This window comes from Vibrio sp. M260118 (assembly GCF_036533755.1).
Taxonomy (GTDB): Bacteria; Pseudomonadota; Gammaproteobacteria; order Enterobacterales; family Vibrionaceae; genus Vibrio.
The window spans coordinates 1-16,198 of sequence record NZ_JATABG010000036.1 but is presented as its reverse complement, the minus strand read 5'-3'; the positions used below and the strand labels follow the sequence as shown (position 1 = coordinate 16,198).

14 protein-coding genes are annotated in these 16,198 nt (G+C 45.4%); 5 read left to right on the top strand and 9 right to left on the bottom strand.

All coding sequences use genetic code 11. The features are described from left to right. Together murQ and QTO00_RS04290 are read right to left on the bottom strand one after the other, a co-directional pair. The coding region (gene murQ / locus QTO00_RS04295) for an N-acetylmuramic acid 6-phosphate etherase (RefSeq protein ID WP_331423190.1) at window positions 1-832 on the bottom strand (832 nt) is incomplete at its 3' end. Window positions 833-840: 8 nt separating this feature from the next. Beyond that, the gene (locus QTO00_RS04290; protein ID WP_331423188.1) at window positions 841-1,956 is read right to left on the bottom strand and encodes an anhydro-N-acetylmuramic acid kinase; all 1,116 of its coding nucleotides are present in this window, start codon (window positions 1,954-1,956) and stop codon (window positions 841-843) included. 99 nt (window positions 1,957-2,055) lie between these two features. Here QTO00_RS04290 and nagZ point away from each other — a divergent pair, with 99 nt between their 5' ends. Further along, entirely contained in the window at window positions 2,056-3,042 is a 987-nt protein-coding gene (gene nagZ / locus QTO00_RS04285) for a beta-N-acetylhexosaminidase (RefSeq protein WP_331423186.1), read from the top strand. Between the two features lie 53 nt (window positions 3,043-3,095). On the opposite strand, the gene btsR is transcribed toward nagZ, so the two are convergent. Both btsR and QTO00_RS04275 read right to left on the bottom strand, forming a co-directional pair. Then, the gene (gene btsR / locus QTO00_RS04280) at window positions 3,096-3,815 is read right to left on the bottom strand and encodes a two-component system response regulator BtsR (RefSeq protein ID WP_331423184.1); all 720 of its coding nucleotides are present in this window, start codon (window positions 3,813-3,815) and stop codon (window positions 3,096-3,098) included. A 9-nt stretch (window positions 3,816-3,824) separates the two neighbouring features. After that, window positions 3,825-5,501, bottom strand: coding sequence for a sensor histidine kinase (locus tag QTO00_RS04275; RefSeq protein WP_331423192.1), 1,677 nt, complete (start codon window positions 5,499-5,501; stop codon window positions 3,825-3,827). A gap of 237 nt (window positions 5,502-5,738) precedes the next feature. On the opposite strand from QTO00_RS04275, the gene QTO00_RS04270 reads away from it, so the two are divergent. Next, window positions 5,739-6,812 carry a 3-deoxy-7-phosphoheptulonate synthase gene (locus QTO00_RS04270; protein WP_038206469.1) on the top strand — a complete coding sequence of 358 codons (1,074 nt, stop codon included), beginning with the start codon at window positions 5,739-5,741 and terminating at the stop codon, window positions 6,810-6,812. 22 nt (window positions 6,813-6,834) lie between these two features. Further along, window positions 6,835-7,962, top strand: coding sequence for a bifunctional chorismate mutase/prephenate dehydrogenase (gene tyrA / locus QTO00_RS04265; protein WP_331423182.1), 1,128 nt, complete (start codon window positions 6,835-6,837; stop codon window positions 7,960-7,962). A gap of 77 nt (window positions 7,963-8,039) precedes the next feature. Here the strand turns inward: tyrA and QTO00_RS04260 are convergent, their stop codons facing one another. The 3 genes from QTO00_RS04260 to ettA all read right to left on the bottom strand — a co-directional run bounded on the left by QTO00_RS04260 (window position 8,040) and on the right by ettA (window position 11,258). Next, window positions 8,040-9,029, bottom strand: a complete 990-nt coding sequence (locus tag QTO00_RS04260; RefSeq protein WP_331423180.1) for a M23 family metallopeptidase — start codon at window positions 9,027-9,029, stop codon at window positions 8,040-8,042. 12 nt (window positions 9,030-9,041) lie between these two features. Continuing rightward, window positions 9,042-9,413, bottom strand: coding sequence for a PilZ domain-containing protein (locus tag QTO00_RS04255; RefSeq protein ID WP_038206475.1), 372 nt, complete (start codon window positions 9,411-9,413; stop codon window positions 9,042-9,044). Between the two features lie 177 nt (window positions 9,414-9,590). Further along, window positions 9,591-11,258, bottom strand: coding sequence for an energy-dependent translational throttle protein EttA (gene ettA, locus QTO00_RS04250; protein WP_038206477.1), 1,668 nt, complete (start codon window positions 11,256-11,258; stop codon window positions 9,591-9,593). 256 nt (window positions 11,259-11,514) lie between these two features. On the opposite strand from ettA, the gene sltY reads away from it, so the two are divergent. Together sltY and trpR are read left to right on the top strand one after the other, a co-directional pair. Beyond that, on the top strand, window positions 11,515-13,470 hold the full coding sequence (gene sltY, locus QTO00_RS04245; protein ID WP_331423177.1) for a murein transglycosylase: 1,956 nt from the start codon (window positions 11,515-11,517) through the stop codon (window positions 13,468-13,470). Between the two features lie 14 nt (window positions 13,471-13,484). Continuing rightward, the gene (gene trpR / locus QTO00_RS04240; RefSeq protein ID WP_331423175.1) at window positions 13,485-13,790 is read left to right on the top strand and encodes a trp operon repressor; all 306 of its coding nucleotides are present in this window, start codon (window positions 13,485-13,487) and stop codon (window positions 13,788-13,790) included. Between the two features lie 22 nt (window positions 13,791-13,812). On the opposite strand, the gene yjjX is transcribed toward trpR, so the two are convergent. After that, complete coding sequence (gene yjjX, locus QTO00_RS04235; RefSeq protein WP_331423173.1) at window positions 13,813-14,346, bottom strand: inosine/xanthosine triphosphatase; 534 nt, start codon at window positions 14,344-14,346, stop codon at window positions 13,813-13,815. Further along, the coding region (locus QTO00_RS04230; protein ID WP_331423171.1) for a putative bifunctional diguanylate cyclase/phosphodiesterase at window positions 14,312-16,198 on the bottom strand (1,887 nt) is incomplete at its 5' end. The genes QTO00_RS04230 and yjjX, both read right to left, overlap by 35 nt.

The window sequence follows — 16,198 nt, the reverse complement described above, 5'->3', positions numbered from 1 at the left end:
ACATTAAGATAGAAAGCTTTACGTCATAGTCAGTCAGTTTGAGCGTTTCGGTTGCTTGGTTCTTATCGCAATCGGTCGCCTGCATAACAATTCTCGCTGCACGTGCGATGAGCTTTTTATTGGTCGCCTTCACATCAACCATTAAGTTCTGATAGCTCTTGCCCAAGCGAATCATGCTCGCGGTTGTCAGCATGTTGAGCACAAGCTTTTGCGCCGTACCGGATTTCAAGCGTGTTGAGCCCGTCAATGCTTCTGGGCCAACCACAGGACTAATGGCAATTTGAGCGATATCTGCAATCGTGGAGTTCGGGTTACAAGAGAGCGCTACCGTTGTTGCTCCAAGGTCGTTGGCGTATTGTAATGCGCCTATGACATAAGGCGTTCTGCCACTGGCTGCGATACCTACCACAACATCATTAACGCTAAAGTTTATCGATTTAAGGTCTTCTACCCCAAGTTCTGGCGAGTCTTCGGCACCCTCTTTGGCTTTTAATATCGCTTCTGGTCCACCGGCGATGAGGCCAATGACCATCTTGTCTGACACGCCAAAAGTAGGCGGACACTCTGAGGCATCGAGAACGCCTAAACGACCACTAGTCCCTGCCCCCATATAGACGAGTCGGCCACCTTTTTTGAACGCAGAGGTGATTTTATCCACTGCGTGAGCGATCTCAGGTAGGACTCTTTCTACCGCCAATGGGACTTGTTGGTCTTGCTGGTTGATTCGTTGAACGATCTCAAGCGAAGGCAAAAGGTCGATATCCATTGTCTCTGGATTTCGCCCTTCTGATACTAAGTGAGAAAGCGCAGCAATAAGCGCATCATTAGTCATAATTATCCCTACTTATCAGCAAAATACATTACGCCAAGGGAGACGGCTTTGCTTGCTCCGGTGACTTCTGGAAGATTGCTTGGCAAATTGTGAATCCGGCGATAGGCGAGCCAAGCAAAAGCTATCGCTTCCATGTTGTTGCTATCGATACCTTTGTCGTCAGTAAGTAAGACGCGCCAATTAGGTAGATGCTCCCTAAGTCGCTTCATGAGTAGCGGGTTATGTGCTCCCCCACCACACACCAGAAGTTCTGGTGCGTCACCTTGAGTGAACTTATTGATTTCATTAGCGATGGTACACGCAGTATATTCGCATAAAGTACGCTGTATATCTTCAATGGAGATATCTAATTTACAGATAATTGACTCAAGCCAAGCTAGGTTGAACAGTTCTCGTCCGGTACTTTTCGGAGCGCTAAGAGCAAGGTATGGCTCTTGGAGCAGTGTTGCCAACAAGTCTTGATTTACTTGTCCACCTCGTGCCAATGCTGCATCTTTGTCATAAGCCTTGCTCGTGTGCTTGTGACACCAAGCATCCATCAACATATTGCCCGGACCTGTGTCGTATCCAATCACTGCTTGATCGGGTCTTAATACCGAAATATTGGCAATCCCGCCAATATTGAGCACCACCACACTGGAATCCGTTGAGCTGAAAATCGATTGGTGAAAGGCGGGTACGAGCGGTGCGCCTTGGCCGCCAAGGGCGATATCTTTACGCCTAAAATCAGCAATGGTATCAATTCCGGTCAGTGCTGCGATGATATTGGCGTCGCCGAGCTGAGTGGTAAAAGGTGTCTCTCCCGTTGGCTGATGGAAAACGGTTTGACCGTGGTTACCAATAGAGGTGATTTGATCCGCAGAGTAACCGGTTTTCTCCAGTAGTGCTTTAACGGCTTGTACGTATAGTTTTCCTAACAGATGATCGAGTTGTCCTATCTCAACTAAGTTGGTGGATTGACCAAGGCTGACCTTCAATAACCTCTGTTTAAGTGGCTCGGGTATCGGGTAGTCATTGCTACCGAGCAGCTTTGCATTACCAGCCTCCATCTCGACGAGTGCAGTATCAACTCCATCAAGGCTAGTGCCAGACATGATGCCAATGTATAACTCTTTCTGATCCATGGATATTTTCGGTTACAGTACAGTTTTAGCCATTGTAAACCGAGAATAATCAGAATACTCTCGTTAACTTAGCGAATTTCAGATTGATGTGGAGAAAGCATGGGACCGTTATGGGTAGATGTTGCTGGTTATGAGTTAACGGCTGAAGACAGAGAGATTCTCGAGCATCCGACAGTGGGTGGGGTGATCTTATTTTCGCGCAACTATCATGACAGTAAGCAGTTACTTGCGTTGAACAAAGCAGTTCGCCAAGCGGCAAAACGGCCAATCCTTATCGGCGTAGACCAAGAGGGGGGGCGTGTACAGCGATTCAGGGAAGGTTTCTCACTGATTCCAGCTGCTCAGAAGTATGCTCAGTTTAACAACGGGGAGCAGTTAGCAGAGCAAGGTGGTTGGTTGATGGCCGCAGAGCTTATTGCACATGACATTGATTTAAGCTTCGCACCAGTTTTAGACAAAGGCTTTGATTGCAAAGCGATTGGTAACCGTGCATTTGGTGACGATGCTGACACTATTATTCGTCATAGCCTAGCGTATATGAAGGGTATGAAGTCAGTGGGAATGGCAACCACAGGTAAGCATTTTCCAGGGCACGGTGGAGTGATTGCTGACTCTCACCTAGAAACCCCGTTTGATGATCGTGACAACATTATTGAGCAAGATATGGCGGTATTTAAAGCGCAGATAGAGTCAGGCATTTTAGACGCTATGATGCCCGCTCATGTAGTCTTCCCACATTATGATAGCCAGCCTGCGAGCGGTTCTGAGTATTGGCTCAAGCAGATCCTACGTGAAAAGCTTGGCTTTAAAGGCATTGTTTTCTCCGATGATTTAACAATGGAAGGTGCGTCGATCATGGGTGGCCCTGCTGAACGTTCACATCAGGCACTGGTCGCTGGCTGCGATATGATTTTGGTCTGCAACAAGCGAGACGCACAAATTGAGGTACTCGATAATCTGCCGGTAATGGAAACGCCGCAAGCAGACTCATTGCTAAAAACTCAAAGTTTCTCGCTATCGGATTTGCAGCGCAGCGAACAGTGGAAGCAAGCTTCTGAGGCAATGAAACGAATCGTCGAGGCTTAACTCAACGGTTGTAAGCAGTGAACAAAGCCGCAGCATATTGCGGCTTTGTGGTATCAATGGAAGCCTAGCATCTCTTTTAGTGTTTTTAAGTAACGGCGACTGACTGGTAGTGGGTGTTCACTGACCGTGATGATCTCTGCTAATCCATTCTCAAGTAGTTTTATCTCTTTGATTGCTTTGATATTAACTAAGAATTGGCGGTGGCAACGCACTAAAGGTGTTTTCTCTTCGAGGATCTTTAAGGTGAGCTGCGAGGTCGCTTTCTGCTCGTGGGTTTGGATGTGGACACCGCTAATGTCACTGTAGGCAAACTCAACATCTTGAGTTGGAATAATTACGATGCGATTTAGGCCAATACAAGGCACCTGATCTAGGTTTTGCGGTGTGATAGTCGCCAGTTTTTCTACCGTAGTTGGCTGAGACTTGAGCAGACGTTTAACGGTCTTTTCTAGGCGGCATGTATCAACGGGCTTAAGCAGGTAATCAAACGCATTGTCTTCAAACGCTTGAACGGCAAACTCATCATAGGCGGTGACAAACACAACATTCGGCATGGTTTCAGGATCAAGCATCGCCAAGAGTTCAATCCCTGTAATTTGTGGCATCTGGATATCGAGAAAGACCACATCAGGCTTAAGTTGATTGATTTTCTTTAGCCCTTCAATCGCATTACTTGCTTGTGCAATCACTTCGATGTGACCCGTCTCTTCCAGTAGCTCGGTCAATTCCTCGCGAGCGAAAAGCTCGTCATCTATAACTAATGCCGACAGCATGATAAGACCCTATAACGTGTTCTTGTTAGGTATGATAAAACTCATTCTAGTGTAGTGGTTGGGTTCGACTTCAATATTGAGAGCCGAAACGCGACCAAATTTGTTACTTAACCTTTTATCAACGATTTGCATGCCGAGCCCAACATGGTCATCATCTGGTGGGGTGTAACTACCCGCATTGTCTTCTACTACCACTTTAAATCCTGCCTCTGTTGCCTGGCTGTAGATATGCACTTTTCCACCTTCGAGTAGGTTTGATATGCCGTGTTTGATTGCATTCTCTACCAGTGGCTGGAGCGTAAAAGTCGGTACTCTGCGTGACAATAGGGCTTCATCGATATCAATCGTCACTTCTAAACGGTCAGTGAAGCGAGCTTTTTCAATCGAGAGGTAAGCATTGACATGGGCAAGCTCCTCTTTGAGCGTCACGGTCGCGCTGTCTTGCTTGAGGTTACTACGGAAAAAGTGTGATAGCTGTTGGATAAGTTCACGCGCCTTGGGTGGATCACGCCTTACGATTGCACTAATGGTGTTGAGAGCATTGAACAGAAAATGCGGATTGACCTGAGCATGCAGCAGTCTAATTTCTGCTTGAGATAAAAGCACCTGTTTCTGCTGATAGTCCCCAAATAGAATCTGACTTGAGAGCAGTTGAGCAATCCCTTCTGCCATTGACATATTGATGGTAGAGAAGAGTTTTCTTTTCGGCTCATAAAGCTTGATCGTACCAATGACTTTATCACCAGTGCGCAGTGGAATAATCAATGCAGAACCGAGTTTGCAGTCAGCAGACAGCGAACATTGGTAAGGCTTTTCTGTTCCATCGAGATAGATGATATTGTCTTGTTTGATCGCATCTAAGGTGCTTTGTGAAGAGATGGGCGTATTCGGCTTATGGTGATCATCACCTATGCCGACAAAAGCGAGAATTTTCTCATCATCGGTAATTGATACCGCGCCAACATTGGTCTCTTCATAGACAATACGGGCAATTTTCTCGGCATTCTCTGTATTGAAACCAGAAGCCCATATACCGACAGAGCGTTCGGCGATGTTTAGCGCACGACGAGAGAAGGTTGCTGAGTACTCTTCAAAAATGGTTTTCCTATCTTGCAAAATACTCATAAACAGCGCAGCACCAACCGAGTTGGCAATGATCATCGGCGCAGCAATAGCGGAGACCAGTGAATAGGCTTGATCGAAAGGTTTGGCTACGATCAATATGATCAGCATCTGGACGATTTCAGCAACCAGAGTAATAGCAAACACCACACTTGCGCTAAATAACTGTTCTGATTTGTTTTTACGCACAAAGTAAACGTGACACAAACCACCGATTAATCCTTCGGCGGTGGTTGAAATTGCACAGGCTAAATCAGTGAATCCGCCTAAAGTATATCGATGAAGGCCGCCCGTTAAGCCGACAAAAAATCCTACAACTGGCCCGCCAAATAGCCCTCCCATAACGGCGCCAATTGCTCGAGTGTTGGCGATGGCATCGTTAATCTGTAAACCAAAGTAGGTGCCCATAATGCAAAAAAGAGAGAACAGCACATAAACACTGAGTTTGTGACTAGGGCGGTTAGAGATATTAAGCAGTGGCAAAAAAATCGGTGTCTTGCTTAGCATATAAGCTAACACTAAATAGACACACATCTGCTGGAGAAGAGAGAGGATTAGATCCATAGTCATTTAACTTGCGGGATTTAGGCTTATTTTAGTGAACAATCTCGCTAGAAAACATGCTTATCTCATGTTTTGGTAATTAAGATAGATAAATTTTAGCGTGTAAATTTAATTTTACATTTGTGTTTTTTATTATTTACACCTTGAAATCTAAATTAAGCCTGTTATTTTATGGCTATTCCAACCTAGTAAACACGGATATAGCTAGGTGTAAGAAATAATATACAGGTTAGAGTTATGCAAAAAAGTGAATTGAGCAATATTAACATTAGTGACGAACAAGTTCTGATTACACCTGAAGAACTAAAAGTGAAGCTGCCATTGAGTGACAAGGCTCGTCGCTTCATTCAAGAGTCGCGTCAAACGGTTGCTAACATCATTCATAAGAAAGATCATCGTTTGCTTGTTGTGTGTGGCCCTTGTTCAATTCACGATATTGACGCTGCAAAGGAGTATGCAAAGCGTCTTAAACAACTGTCTGAGCAACTGAGCGACCAACTGTATATTGTTATGCGTGTTTACTTTGAGAAGCCTCGCACCACGGTGGGCTGGAAAGGTCTGATTAATGACCCACATCTAGATGGTTCATTTGATATCGAGCATGGTCTGCATGTCGGTCGTGAACTTTTGGTTGAGCTAGCTGAAATGGAAATCCCATTAGCAACTGAAGCGCTTGACCCAATTAGTCCGCAATACCTTGCTGACACCTTTAGCTGGGCAGCGATTGGTGCGCGTACTACAGAATCGCAGACACACCGTGAAATGGCGAGTGGTCTCTCTATGCCAATCGGCTTTAAAAACGGTACCGATGGTAGTTTAGCAACGGCGATCAATGCGATGCAAGCCGCGTCTTCAAGTCACCGTTTCATGGGTATCAACCGTGAAGGTCAAGTTGCATTACTCACGACACAAGGCAACCCTAATGGCCATGTGATCCTGCGTGGTGGTAAGCAAACTAACTACGACTCTGTGTCTGTTACTGAGTGTGAGCAAGACATGGCTAAGCATGGTCTAGATGCGTCATTGATGGTGGACTGTAGTCACGCCAACTCGCGTAAAGATTTCCGCCGTCAGCCGCTGGTTGCAGAAGATGTGATTCATCAAATTCGTGAAGGCAACAAGTCGATTATTGGTTTGATGATTGAAAGCCACATTAATGAAGGTAACCAAGCATCAGATATTCCTCTTAGTGAGATGGAATATGGCGTATCTATCACCGATGCGTGTATCAATTGGGACACAACTGAGGCACTATTACGTCATGCACATGAAGAGCTAGTTCCTTTCCTAGAAAATCGCTTGAAAGGATAAGTAGATAGCACAAGGAATATCAATGGCAGTTGAATTGAATGAATTGCGTGATCAGATAGACGCAGTTGATAAGCAGATTCTTGATTTATTAGCTCAACGACTCTCTTTAGTAGAGAAAGTTGGCGAGGTGAAAAGTGAGCATGGTTTGCCAATCTATGCTCCCGATCGCGAGGCTGCAATGTTGGCCTCTCGTCGTGAAGAAGCGGAGAAGAAAGGTGTACCACCACAGCTAATTGAAGACATCTTACGTCGCACCATGCGTGAGTCATATGCTAGCGAGAAGGATTCTGGCTTTAAGTGCCTCAATCCAGAACTACGCTCGGTGGTGATTGTTGGTGGTAAAGGCCAACTTGGTGGCCTATTTGGCCGCATGTTCACTCTATCTGGCTATGACGTGAAAGTGCTTGGTAGTAAAGACTGGCATCGTGCAGATGAACTGCTAGACAACGCTGGTATGGTGGTAGTGACGGTGCCGATTCACCTAACAGAAGGTGTGATTGAGAAGCTAGCCAACTTACCAGAAGATTGTATTCTGTGTGACTTAACCTCGATTAAATCTAAGCCACTGCAAGCTATGCTTAATGTGCATAGAGGACCGGTTGTCGGCTTACACCCTATGTTTGGCCCAGATGTTCCAAGCTTGGCTAAGCAGGTGATTGTTTACTGTGATGGGCGTGGTGAAGAGCAATATCAGTGGCTGTTAAAGCAGTTCTCCATTTGGGGAGCAAGTTTATGTCAGATCGATGCGAGTGAGCACGACCATGGCATGACCTTAATCCAGGCGCTGCGCCACTTTACCTCGTTTGCTTATGGCCTACACCTAAGTCGAGAGAACCCAAATATAGATAAGCTACTTCAGCTTAGCTCGCCAATCTATCGCTTAGAGCTTGCGATGGTAGGTCGTCTGTTTGGCCAAGACCCTAATCTGTACGGAGATATCATTCTCTCTTCTCAAGAGAACATTGATATGATCAAGCGTTTCCACCGCTGCTTTGGTGAAGCGTTAGAGATTCTAGATGGCAAAGATAAGCAAGCGTTCGTCGAGAGCTTTGACAGAGTAAGTGATTGGTTTGGTGATTACTCAAAGCAGTTCCTTGATGAGAGCCAAAACTTGCTCAAGCAAGCCAATGACTCAATCCATCGTGGCTAGGGGCAATAGACCCTAATTAGTCCAAATGAATAGAAGAAGAGCGACCTAGTTGGTCGCTCTTCTGTTATCTGGATTGTTTATTGCGTCGTTACTTCACCTACCGGCTGCTCTTGCTCAGCTTTCACTGTGTCCACCGAACTGTCTTGGTAAGGGTTGTTGGTCAGGTTGACTTGTAGCCTCACCGTGTCATCAATTAGTTTAACTAGCGGTGCCCATTTAACCTTTTTCTCTTTCTCGAACAGATAGTTAAAGCTATCTGGCGTCCAGTCCATCGTATATTGTGGATTAAGCGCACGACCTAAGAATCGCACTTCATAGTGGAGGTGAGGTCCGGTTGAGTTCCCCGAGTTGCCACAAGTCGCAATCAGATCACCCTTATTGACAAACTGGCCGCTGCGGACTTTAAATCTTTGTAGGTGCGCGTAAGAGCTCATAAAACCATAGGAGTGGCGAACGGTTAAGAAGTTGCCGAAGCCTTTCTTACTTGGTCGAACCGTTTCAACCACACCATCCGCAGGAGCATAGATCTCTTCGCCACGCTTACAGGTTAAGTCGATTCCTGTATGAGAGTGCTTTTTACCCGTAATAGGGTTAGTACGCCAACCAAATGAAGATGAAATGCGCTCATAGTTCAACGGTGAGTCGTTGGGGATCATGCGAAACAGGGTAGCACGTACGGCAGAGTCAACAGCGGCAGCGTCGAGGCGATTTTCTAAGCTAGTATCATCAACAGCCTCATCGGCCAAACCGAGAACCGACTCCACATCGTAAACTCTTTTACCTAGCACATGGATTTGATTGCGCTTTTCTTCGAGTTCTTGAGATAAGGAGTGGGTGGTATCGAGTTGCTCCTCGTAGAGCACTTCAAGGCGGCTGAATTGATCGGCAAGCACGTCGTACTTTGCTTGGCTCGATTGTGCCTGTTGCCATTGCTGGTAGTTATAAGCTAATCCAGAGGCTAAAACGCTCGCCCCAATGATAATCGAAGCCAACAGTGATTTTTTTGAAACGGTAAAACTTTCTATTCCAGATGATGTAGGAATAGAAATGGTAATTTTTTTTGACATAAATTAGTTAGTTTAGGTGTATTCACCTAGGTCAGAAAGGTGCTCGATGTCTCGGTGTAAAAGCTCATCGTCACCTACATTTAACTCAACTAATCGCTTTAAATGCCCGATACTCTCAATATCAATATGATCAATGCTCAGACGAATCACATTGTTATTAAGCCCAACAATGTTTCCTACAAGTTGGATCGTGACATCACTTCCTGCAAGCGAAAACTCAACATCTACTTGTTTATCGGTATCTAACATATCTGATTGTTCGCTCGTAGCTAACAGGCCATGCAGTGATAAATCACAGACCAAGGCATTAACCGTTGTTGAGTCTTGAACCAGTGTTGCTTGTGCTTGATAAACAATGCGCGAAAAACGACGACGTTCGATCATAATCTTCTCTCTATATTCCGACTCGTAAGAGTAACAAAAGTATAGTGGCTACTATGCGCGGCTGTTCGCATTCTTCGCTTTAATCAATACGGAGACTTATCCGTATTGTGATCTATATAAGCTCTGTATAAGAAAGGCCGCTAATAATAGCGGCCTTTGAACAAAGATCAAGCGTATTTACTTAGCGATACGTTTGTACTTAATACGATGTGGTTCCGCTGCTTCTGGACCAAGAGTCTTCTTCAGCCACTCCATGTACTCAGTATAGTTACCTTCGTAGAAGTTAACTTGGCCTTCATCGCGGTAGTCAATGATGTGAGTCGCGATACGGTCTAGGAACCAACGGTCGTGCGAGATAACCATGGCACAGCCAGGGAATTCAAGCAGGGCTTCTTCTAGTGCACGCAGTGTTTCTACGTCTAGATCGTTGGTTGGTTCATCGAGTAGCAGTACGTTGCCGCCAGCTTTAAGTAGCTTAGCTAGGTGTACACGGTTGCGCTCACCACCAGAAAGCTCACCGATGATCTTCTGTTGATCGCTGCCTTTGAAGTTAAAGCGCGAACAGTAAGCACGGGCAGGGATTTCAAAGTTGTTGATCTTGATGATGTCAGCGCCTTCTGAGATCTCTTGGTAAACCGTCTTGGTATCGTCCATTGAATCACGGAACTGATCCACAGACGCTAGCTTAACAGTGTCACCCATATCGATAGTGCCTGAGTCTGGTTGCTCGGTACCGCTTAGCATCTTGAAGAGGGTAGACTTACCTGCACCGTTAGCACCGATGATACCAACGATAGCACCCTTAGGCATGCTGAATGATAGGTCATCAATCAGTACGCGGCCGTCGAATGACTTGCTTAGGTTGTTGACTTCAATAACCTTGTCACCTAGACGCTCACCTGGTGGGATGAATAGTTCGTTAGTTTCGTTGCGCTTCTGACGATCACCGCTTTGTAGTTCTTCGAAACGAGCCATACGCGCTTTAGATTTAGACTGGCGACCTTTAGGGTTTTGACGAACCCACTCAAGTTCTTTCTCAATCGTCTTCTGACGAGCTTTTTCTTGAGATGCTTCTTGTTGTAGACGCGCATCTTTTTGCTCTAGCCAAGATGTGTAGTTGCCTTGCCATGGAATACCTTCACCACGGTCAAGCTCTAGAATCCAACCCGCAGCGTTATCAAGGAAATAACGGTCGTGGGTGATAGCAACAACAGTACCCGTGTAATCGACAAGGAAACGTTCTAGCCAGGCAACAGATTCCGCATCCAAGTGGTTGGTTGGTTCGTCGAGCAATAACATATCTGGCTTAGAAAGAAGTAGGCGACAGATTGCTACGCGGCGACGCTCACCACCAGATAGATGTTCAATTTTCTGGTCCCATTCTGGCAAACGCAATGCATCCGCAGCGCGCTCCAGAGCGTTTTCTAGGTTGTGACCTTCTTTCGCTTGGATTAGCGCTTCAAGCTCACCTTGCTCTTTTGCTAATGCATCAAAGTCTGCGTCAGGTTCTGCGTAGGCCGCGTATACTTCATCAAGACGTTTCATTGCACCAGCAACGTCAGAAACTGCTTCTTCAACGATCTCACGAACGGTTTTGGATTCGTCTAGAACCGGTTCCTGAGGGAGGTAACCAACGTTTAAGCCTGGTTGTGGACGTGCTTCACCATCAATATCGGTATCGATACCTGCCATGATGCGAAGAAGTGTTGATTTACCTGCACCGTTCAAGCCTAGAACACCAATTTTGGCGCCAGGGAAGAAGCTCAGAGAGATGTCTTTAAGAATTTGTCGCTTTGGTGGCACAATCTTGCTCACTCGCGACATGGTATATACGTATTCAGCCATTGCCGATCGTTCCTAAATAGTCAATTCACGTAAAAGACTATTTTATACTAACAGAGCGCAGTTTGTTACCCGATAAAGCGAGTGTGTCCGACTGATTTGCTTTAGTGATAATTTGCAACCTAACAATTAGCCCTAATAACGTGGAATGTCACAGTTGTGTGAATTTATTATTATTTACATCTACGGCCTTTACAGCGCCGTTTACAATAAGCATAAATAGGAACACATAGCATTCAAATCTTAGGATGAGACTCTTATGACGCTGACTTTTCTCAAGTCGCTGCATCGCATTCCTTCATCGGTTTTATTGGTTACTTCGATGGTATGCAGCGCAAGTTTTGCCACATCCGCATTGGCAGCCGATCTGCAAAAACAGCGAGCTTTGTACGATCAGGCTCAAACCTTACTGGATGAAAACAGGGTAACGGAGTATAAAAAAATACGGCCACAAATCGCTGACTACCCATTAACTCCTTACGTTGATTATCGTAGCTTTCTGGTTGATATTGGCAGTCGTAAACCTAGTGAAGTTGAGCAGTTTATTGCCGAACATCGTACTTTCCCTTTCTCTAATCGAATACGCGCTCCTTACATAGGTGCTCTAGCGACAAAAGGAAAGTGGCAGACTCTACTTGAGTTTCAAACTCAGGAGCCGAGAGGAGAGACCTACCAGTGTCACTACTACAATGCTCATGCAAAAGCGGGAGACAAAAAGCTCGCTTTTGAAGGAGCGCAAAAACTTTGGCTCTCTGGGCATAGTATTGCTGATGCTTGTGACTCGCTGTTCGCCACTTGGGATAAAGCAGGGTTAAAAACTGAACAGCTTATCCTTGAACGTATGTTGCTTGCGTTTGAATCTCGCAACGGTAGCTTGATGAGCTATCTGAAAAAGCAACTCAGATCCGAACCAGCAAAGCGTCAAGCTGATGAGATGAAAGCGTTGTTTAGTAAGCCTGAGTCGGTTGCAACGTTTGCCAAAAAGCACAAGGTTACCGAGTTTTACCAAACTCAAACCAAGCTTGCTTTAAAGAAGCTAGCACGAAAAGACCCAGAGCAGGCTCAAAAGCAGTTTGCCAAGGTAGTGAAAGGACAGCACTTTGATAAGGCTACGGCGCAGCATCTTGCCGATTACATTTCGTTTCGTTTGATCAATACCGAATCTGAGTCGTTAGCAAAGTGGCGTGATGGAAAAATCGTTACGTCATCCAGTGTCGCTCTCCTAGAACGTCGTGTACGTTTAGCTATTCAACATGCTGATTGGCAAGGCGTTGAGTTCTGGATCGAAAAATTGCCACCAGATAGCCAACAGAGCTTGCGTTGGCAGTACTGGCTAGGGCGCAGTGAAATGGCTCTGGGTAAATACAATGCGGGCCAAAAACGTATGGAGGCTATCATTGGTCAACGTAACTTTTATAGTGTCGCTGCAGCAAAAGAACTCAAGCGTTCTATTGAGTACCCAACGTCAGTGATTGCGCTTGAGCAACAACAAGTTAAGCCCTATCAGACAGAACTTGTTCGTATCGAAGAACTGATTGACCGAGATAAAATTGCTGCGGCAAAAAGTGAGTGGCGCTGGCTGTTAGAAAGAGCAGATAAATCGCAGAAAGAGATGTTGGCAGCTTTTGCCTCATTTAAGGGATGGCACAACTTAACAGTGACGGCGAGCATCAAGGCGAAAATGTGGGACAATTTAGAGATTCGTTTCCCTGTTGCTCATCGCTGGTGGTTTAACTTTTATGGCGATAAACACAGTATAGATCCGATCACACTGATGTCTCTCGCGAGACAAGAGAGTGCACTCGACATCGAAGCGCGATCGCCTGTAGGAGCGCGTGGCATCATGCAAATTATGCCTTCAACGGCAAAGTACACCGCCAAGAAATACAAGATTGAATACCAGGGCTATCAAGACCTCTACCAAGTAGGGAAGAACATAGAAATTGGTAGTCACTACTTGGATAGTTTGCTTAAGCGCTACGATAACAATCGAATTTTCGCATTAGCGGCGTATAATGCAGGGCCCCATCGAGTAAAAACTTGGCGTGAAAGAACGCAAGGAAAACTCGATGCTTATGCCTTTATAGAAGCGATACCATTTAAAGAAACTCGCGGATATGTACAAAATATCCTGATGTTCGAAACCTACTATCGAGAGGTATTAGGGGTTGATGGTGCTTTCTTAAATCCCCATGAGTTGAACGCGAAATATTAGCGAGTATTCAATAGATGTCTTTGGAACCAGAATATAAAGATTGGCAACAGATAGTCGAGCTGATTGAGGACAGTACAAAGTCAAGTCAACACCAGATGTTGCTGACGATGCTGATGACGCCTGATGAACGTGACGCGTTGGTGGCGAGAGTCAATATCTTCCGCGAGCTGCTCAAAGGAGAGTTGTCTCAGCGACAGATTAGCCAGATGTTGGGTGTTGGCATTGCGACCATTACTCGTGGCTCAAACGAGCTCAAGTCTAAAAGTGATGAAGAAAAGCAACAGATAGCCGCGCTTCTGGAAAAAAATAAGGATGCGTAAGCATCCTTATTTATATCAATATCTACAAGTTGCTAGGAAAATGCTCCGGATTAGCGAACGGGATTAATGCCAAAATTAGTGCTTGGTGATAAACCGAACTGCGTGTCAGTATGTCATGAGTAAGCAAACTGATTGCACCACCTTTTTGTTTTATATTATCAGTGCCAAACACTTCATCCATCACATCCCCCAGTTCGTTAGCATCCCGAAGTTTCTCTAGCACCACTGGCGGAAGCATTAAACTTGCCGAGCGAGATTCTCCTCTTTGAGTCTGTGATTCAATAACCATCCATGCAAAAGTCACTGAGCCTTCTATCCCTGCTTCTAAGCCAACGTAGTAGTCTGCATTGGTATGCGCGGCTTTGGCATTCGCGACTCGGTTTAGTGCGCCTAAGTGGGTCTCGTGATCAGACATGGGTTGGTCTGCTACGCCACTATCGACACTCACCCCAATGAATTCAAAACTCTGCAGAGGAAATCTTGCGTCAAAAGCACTTTTGACTGCATTGATTTTTGCTGGATTAAGCGACGCTACAATAACCGTCTTTGCCGACATTGATGTTTCCTTTCTGTTCGTTGTTCCCAGAACTTAATTGTGACATAGAGAGGGGAGGCGACAAATAGTAACCTTGCATATAATCACATTTGTTGTCAGCCAGCCAATCGTGCATCGCTTGTGACTCGATTCCTTCAGCAGTCACTAGCATAGATTGCGAGTGACAAAGGTCAACGAGCGGTTTCACAACCTGCTGATTGTTGGTTTTAATTATGGTCTCTAAAAACTCTCGGTCAAACTTAATCTTCTGTACCGGGTACTCGACCAGTTGAGTGATAGAGGTATAGCCTGAACCAAAGTCATCTATAGTCAGCTTAAAGCCCATCTGCGCCAGTTCATGCAGCAGCAGATAGCTTTGCGAATCAGAAGCAAAAGTCTCGGTGATTTCAAAGTCGATCAAGTGCGGCTGAACAGGGTGCAGTTCCATCAAGGCCTGAATATCTAGAGCTAATTGTAAAGAGTCTAGTTCGGCAGACGACAGATTTATTGATAGCTGAATTGGACTATCGAAGCAGTTTTGCAGTTTAGGAAAATCAATGAAGGCTTGTTTAATTACCCAGCGATCAATGGTACCAAACAGGCCGATTTGCTCTGAAATTGGAATAAACTCGCTTGGTGTCACTTTACCTAGTTTTGGCGAGTCCCAACGAAGCAGGGCTTCTACGCCTTTAATCACTTTACCACTCACGTCGTAGTAGGGTTGATAGAGCAAGGTAAACTCGTTTTGCAGATCGCCATTGCGTAGTGCACGTTCAACCTGGGTGCGGCGACGTACGATCTCATCAAGCTCTTTGGAGTAGTGCGCGACTTGGTTTTTACCCGCGCGTTTAGCTTGATACATAGCTGTATCTGCGTTCGATAGCAGTCTTGCCAAATCCATTCCATCCTCTGGATATGAGGCGATACCAATACTCGCGGTGATCGGGAAGCTACCAATTGATGCATTGGTGTGATTCTGGATTGGCTCTAATACTAACTGGGCGAGTGAATCCGCAAATATGCCCGGCTGGTTAGAGGCGATAAAGATAGCAAACTCATCCCCCGACAGACGCGATGCCAATGACTTGATCCCATAGTTGCGCTCACTCTCGAGGCTGATTCGTTTGATATGTTCAGCAAAGTTGACCAACAGTGAATCCCCAACATGATGACCATACTTGTCATTGACGTATTTAAAGTTGTCTAGGTCTATGTATAGAATCCAGGCATAGCTGTAGTTGAGCTTATTGGCCAAAACACGCTCAACATAGACTTGGAACTGATAGCGGTTCGCTAGTTGTGTGAGGTGGTCATTCTCTGCCATTGCCTTGGTTTTCTGATAGCTAGAGTTGAGCTCTTTGTACATGAAGTAAAAACGTGCAGACAAGCGACCGATCTCGTTGTTGCACTCTAGTCTTTCGATGTTAGAACGCTTGCGTAGCTCAACTTCTTTTAACTGGCGGTCTAGGGTTGTAATCGGCTGAATTACATGTCGGTAGAGCAGGAAAAGCAAAATTAATACGGTAACTAACGATGAAAGGCCAAACGAGAACATGAGACGCTGTTCGATTTTGGCTAGTTTTTGTGTCGTCAAATATGGAGCTGGATCGAGAACGGCATATAAATCGGGTTTTAGTTCGACTGACTGAGTGAGGCCCGATTTGAATACCGGCTCAGGGGAGAAAAAGATACTGCTGTCGTTATCAAATTCTAAGATGTGTTTGAGCTGATCGAACTTTTCAAGAGAGAGTGACACAACGATAAAAAAGATTTGATCTTTGTTGTAGCTCAATGGGGAGTCTAGCGTGCTGCCATCCAGAACATCATAACGAATAAGAATACTTTGTCCCTGATAGCTTTTAGCGTAACCAGT

Excerpts from the sequence above, each read along its gene's own strand:
- QTO00_RS04290 (WP_331423188.1), bottom strand. The coding sequence starts at position 1,956 with ATGGATCAGAAAGAGTTATACATTGGCATCATGTCTGGCACTAGCCTT.
- nagZ (WP_331423186.1), top strand. The coding sequence starts at position 2,056 with ATGGGACCGTTATGGGTAGATGTTGCTGGTTATGAGTTAACGGCTGAA.
- btsR (WP_331423184.1), bottom strand. The coding sequence starts at position 3,815 with ATGCTGTCGGCATTAGTTATAGATGACGAGCTTTTCGCTCGCGAGGAA.
- QTO00_RS04275 (WP_331423192.1), bottom strand. The coding sequence starts at position 5,501 with ATGGATCTAATCCTCTCTCTTCTCCAGCAGATGTGTGTCTATTTAGTG.
- QTO00_RS04270 (WP_038206469.1), top strand. The coding sequence starts at position 5,739 with ATGCAAAAAAGTGAATTGAGCAATATTAACATTAGTGACGAACAAGTT.
- tyrA (WP_331423182.1), top strand. The coding sequence starts at position 6,835 with ATGGCAGTTGAATTGAATGAATTGCGTGATCAGATAGACGCAGTTGAT.
- QTO00_RS04260 (WP_331423180.1), bottom strand. The coding sequence starts at position 9,029 with ATGTCAAAAAAAATTACCATTTCTATTCCTACATCATCTGGAATAGAA.
- QTO00_RS04255 (WP_038206475.1), bottom strand. The coding sequence starts at position 9,413 with ATGATCGAACGTCGTCGTTTTTCGCGCATTGTTTATCAAGCACAAGCA.
- ettA (WP_038206477.1), bottom strand. The coding sequence starts at position 11,258 with ATGGCTGAATACGTATATACCATGTCGCGAGTGAGCAAGATTGTGCCA.
- sltY (WP_331423177.1), top strand. The coding sequence starts at position 11,515 with ATGACGCTGACTTTTCTCAAGTCGCTGCATCGCATTCCTTCATCGGTT.
- trpR (WP_331423175.1), top strand. The coding sequence starts at position 13,485 with ATGTCTTTGGAACCAGAATATAAAGATTGGCAACAGATAGTCGAGCTG.
- yjjX (WP_331423173.1), bottom strand. The coding sequence starts at position 14,346 with ATGTCGGCAAAGACGGTTATTGTAGCGTCGCTTAATCCAGCAAAAATC.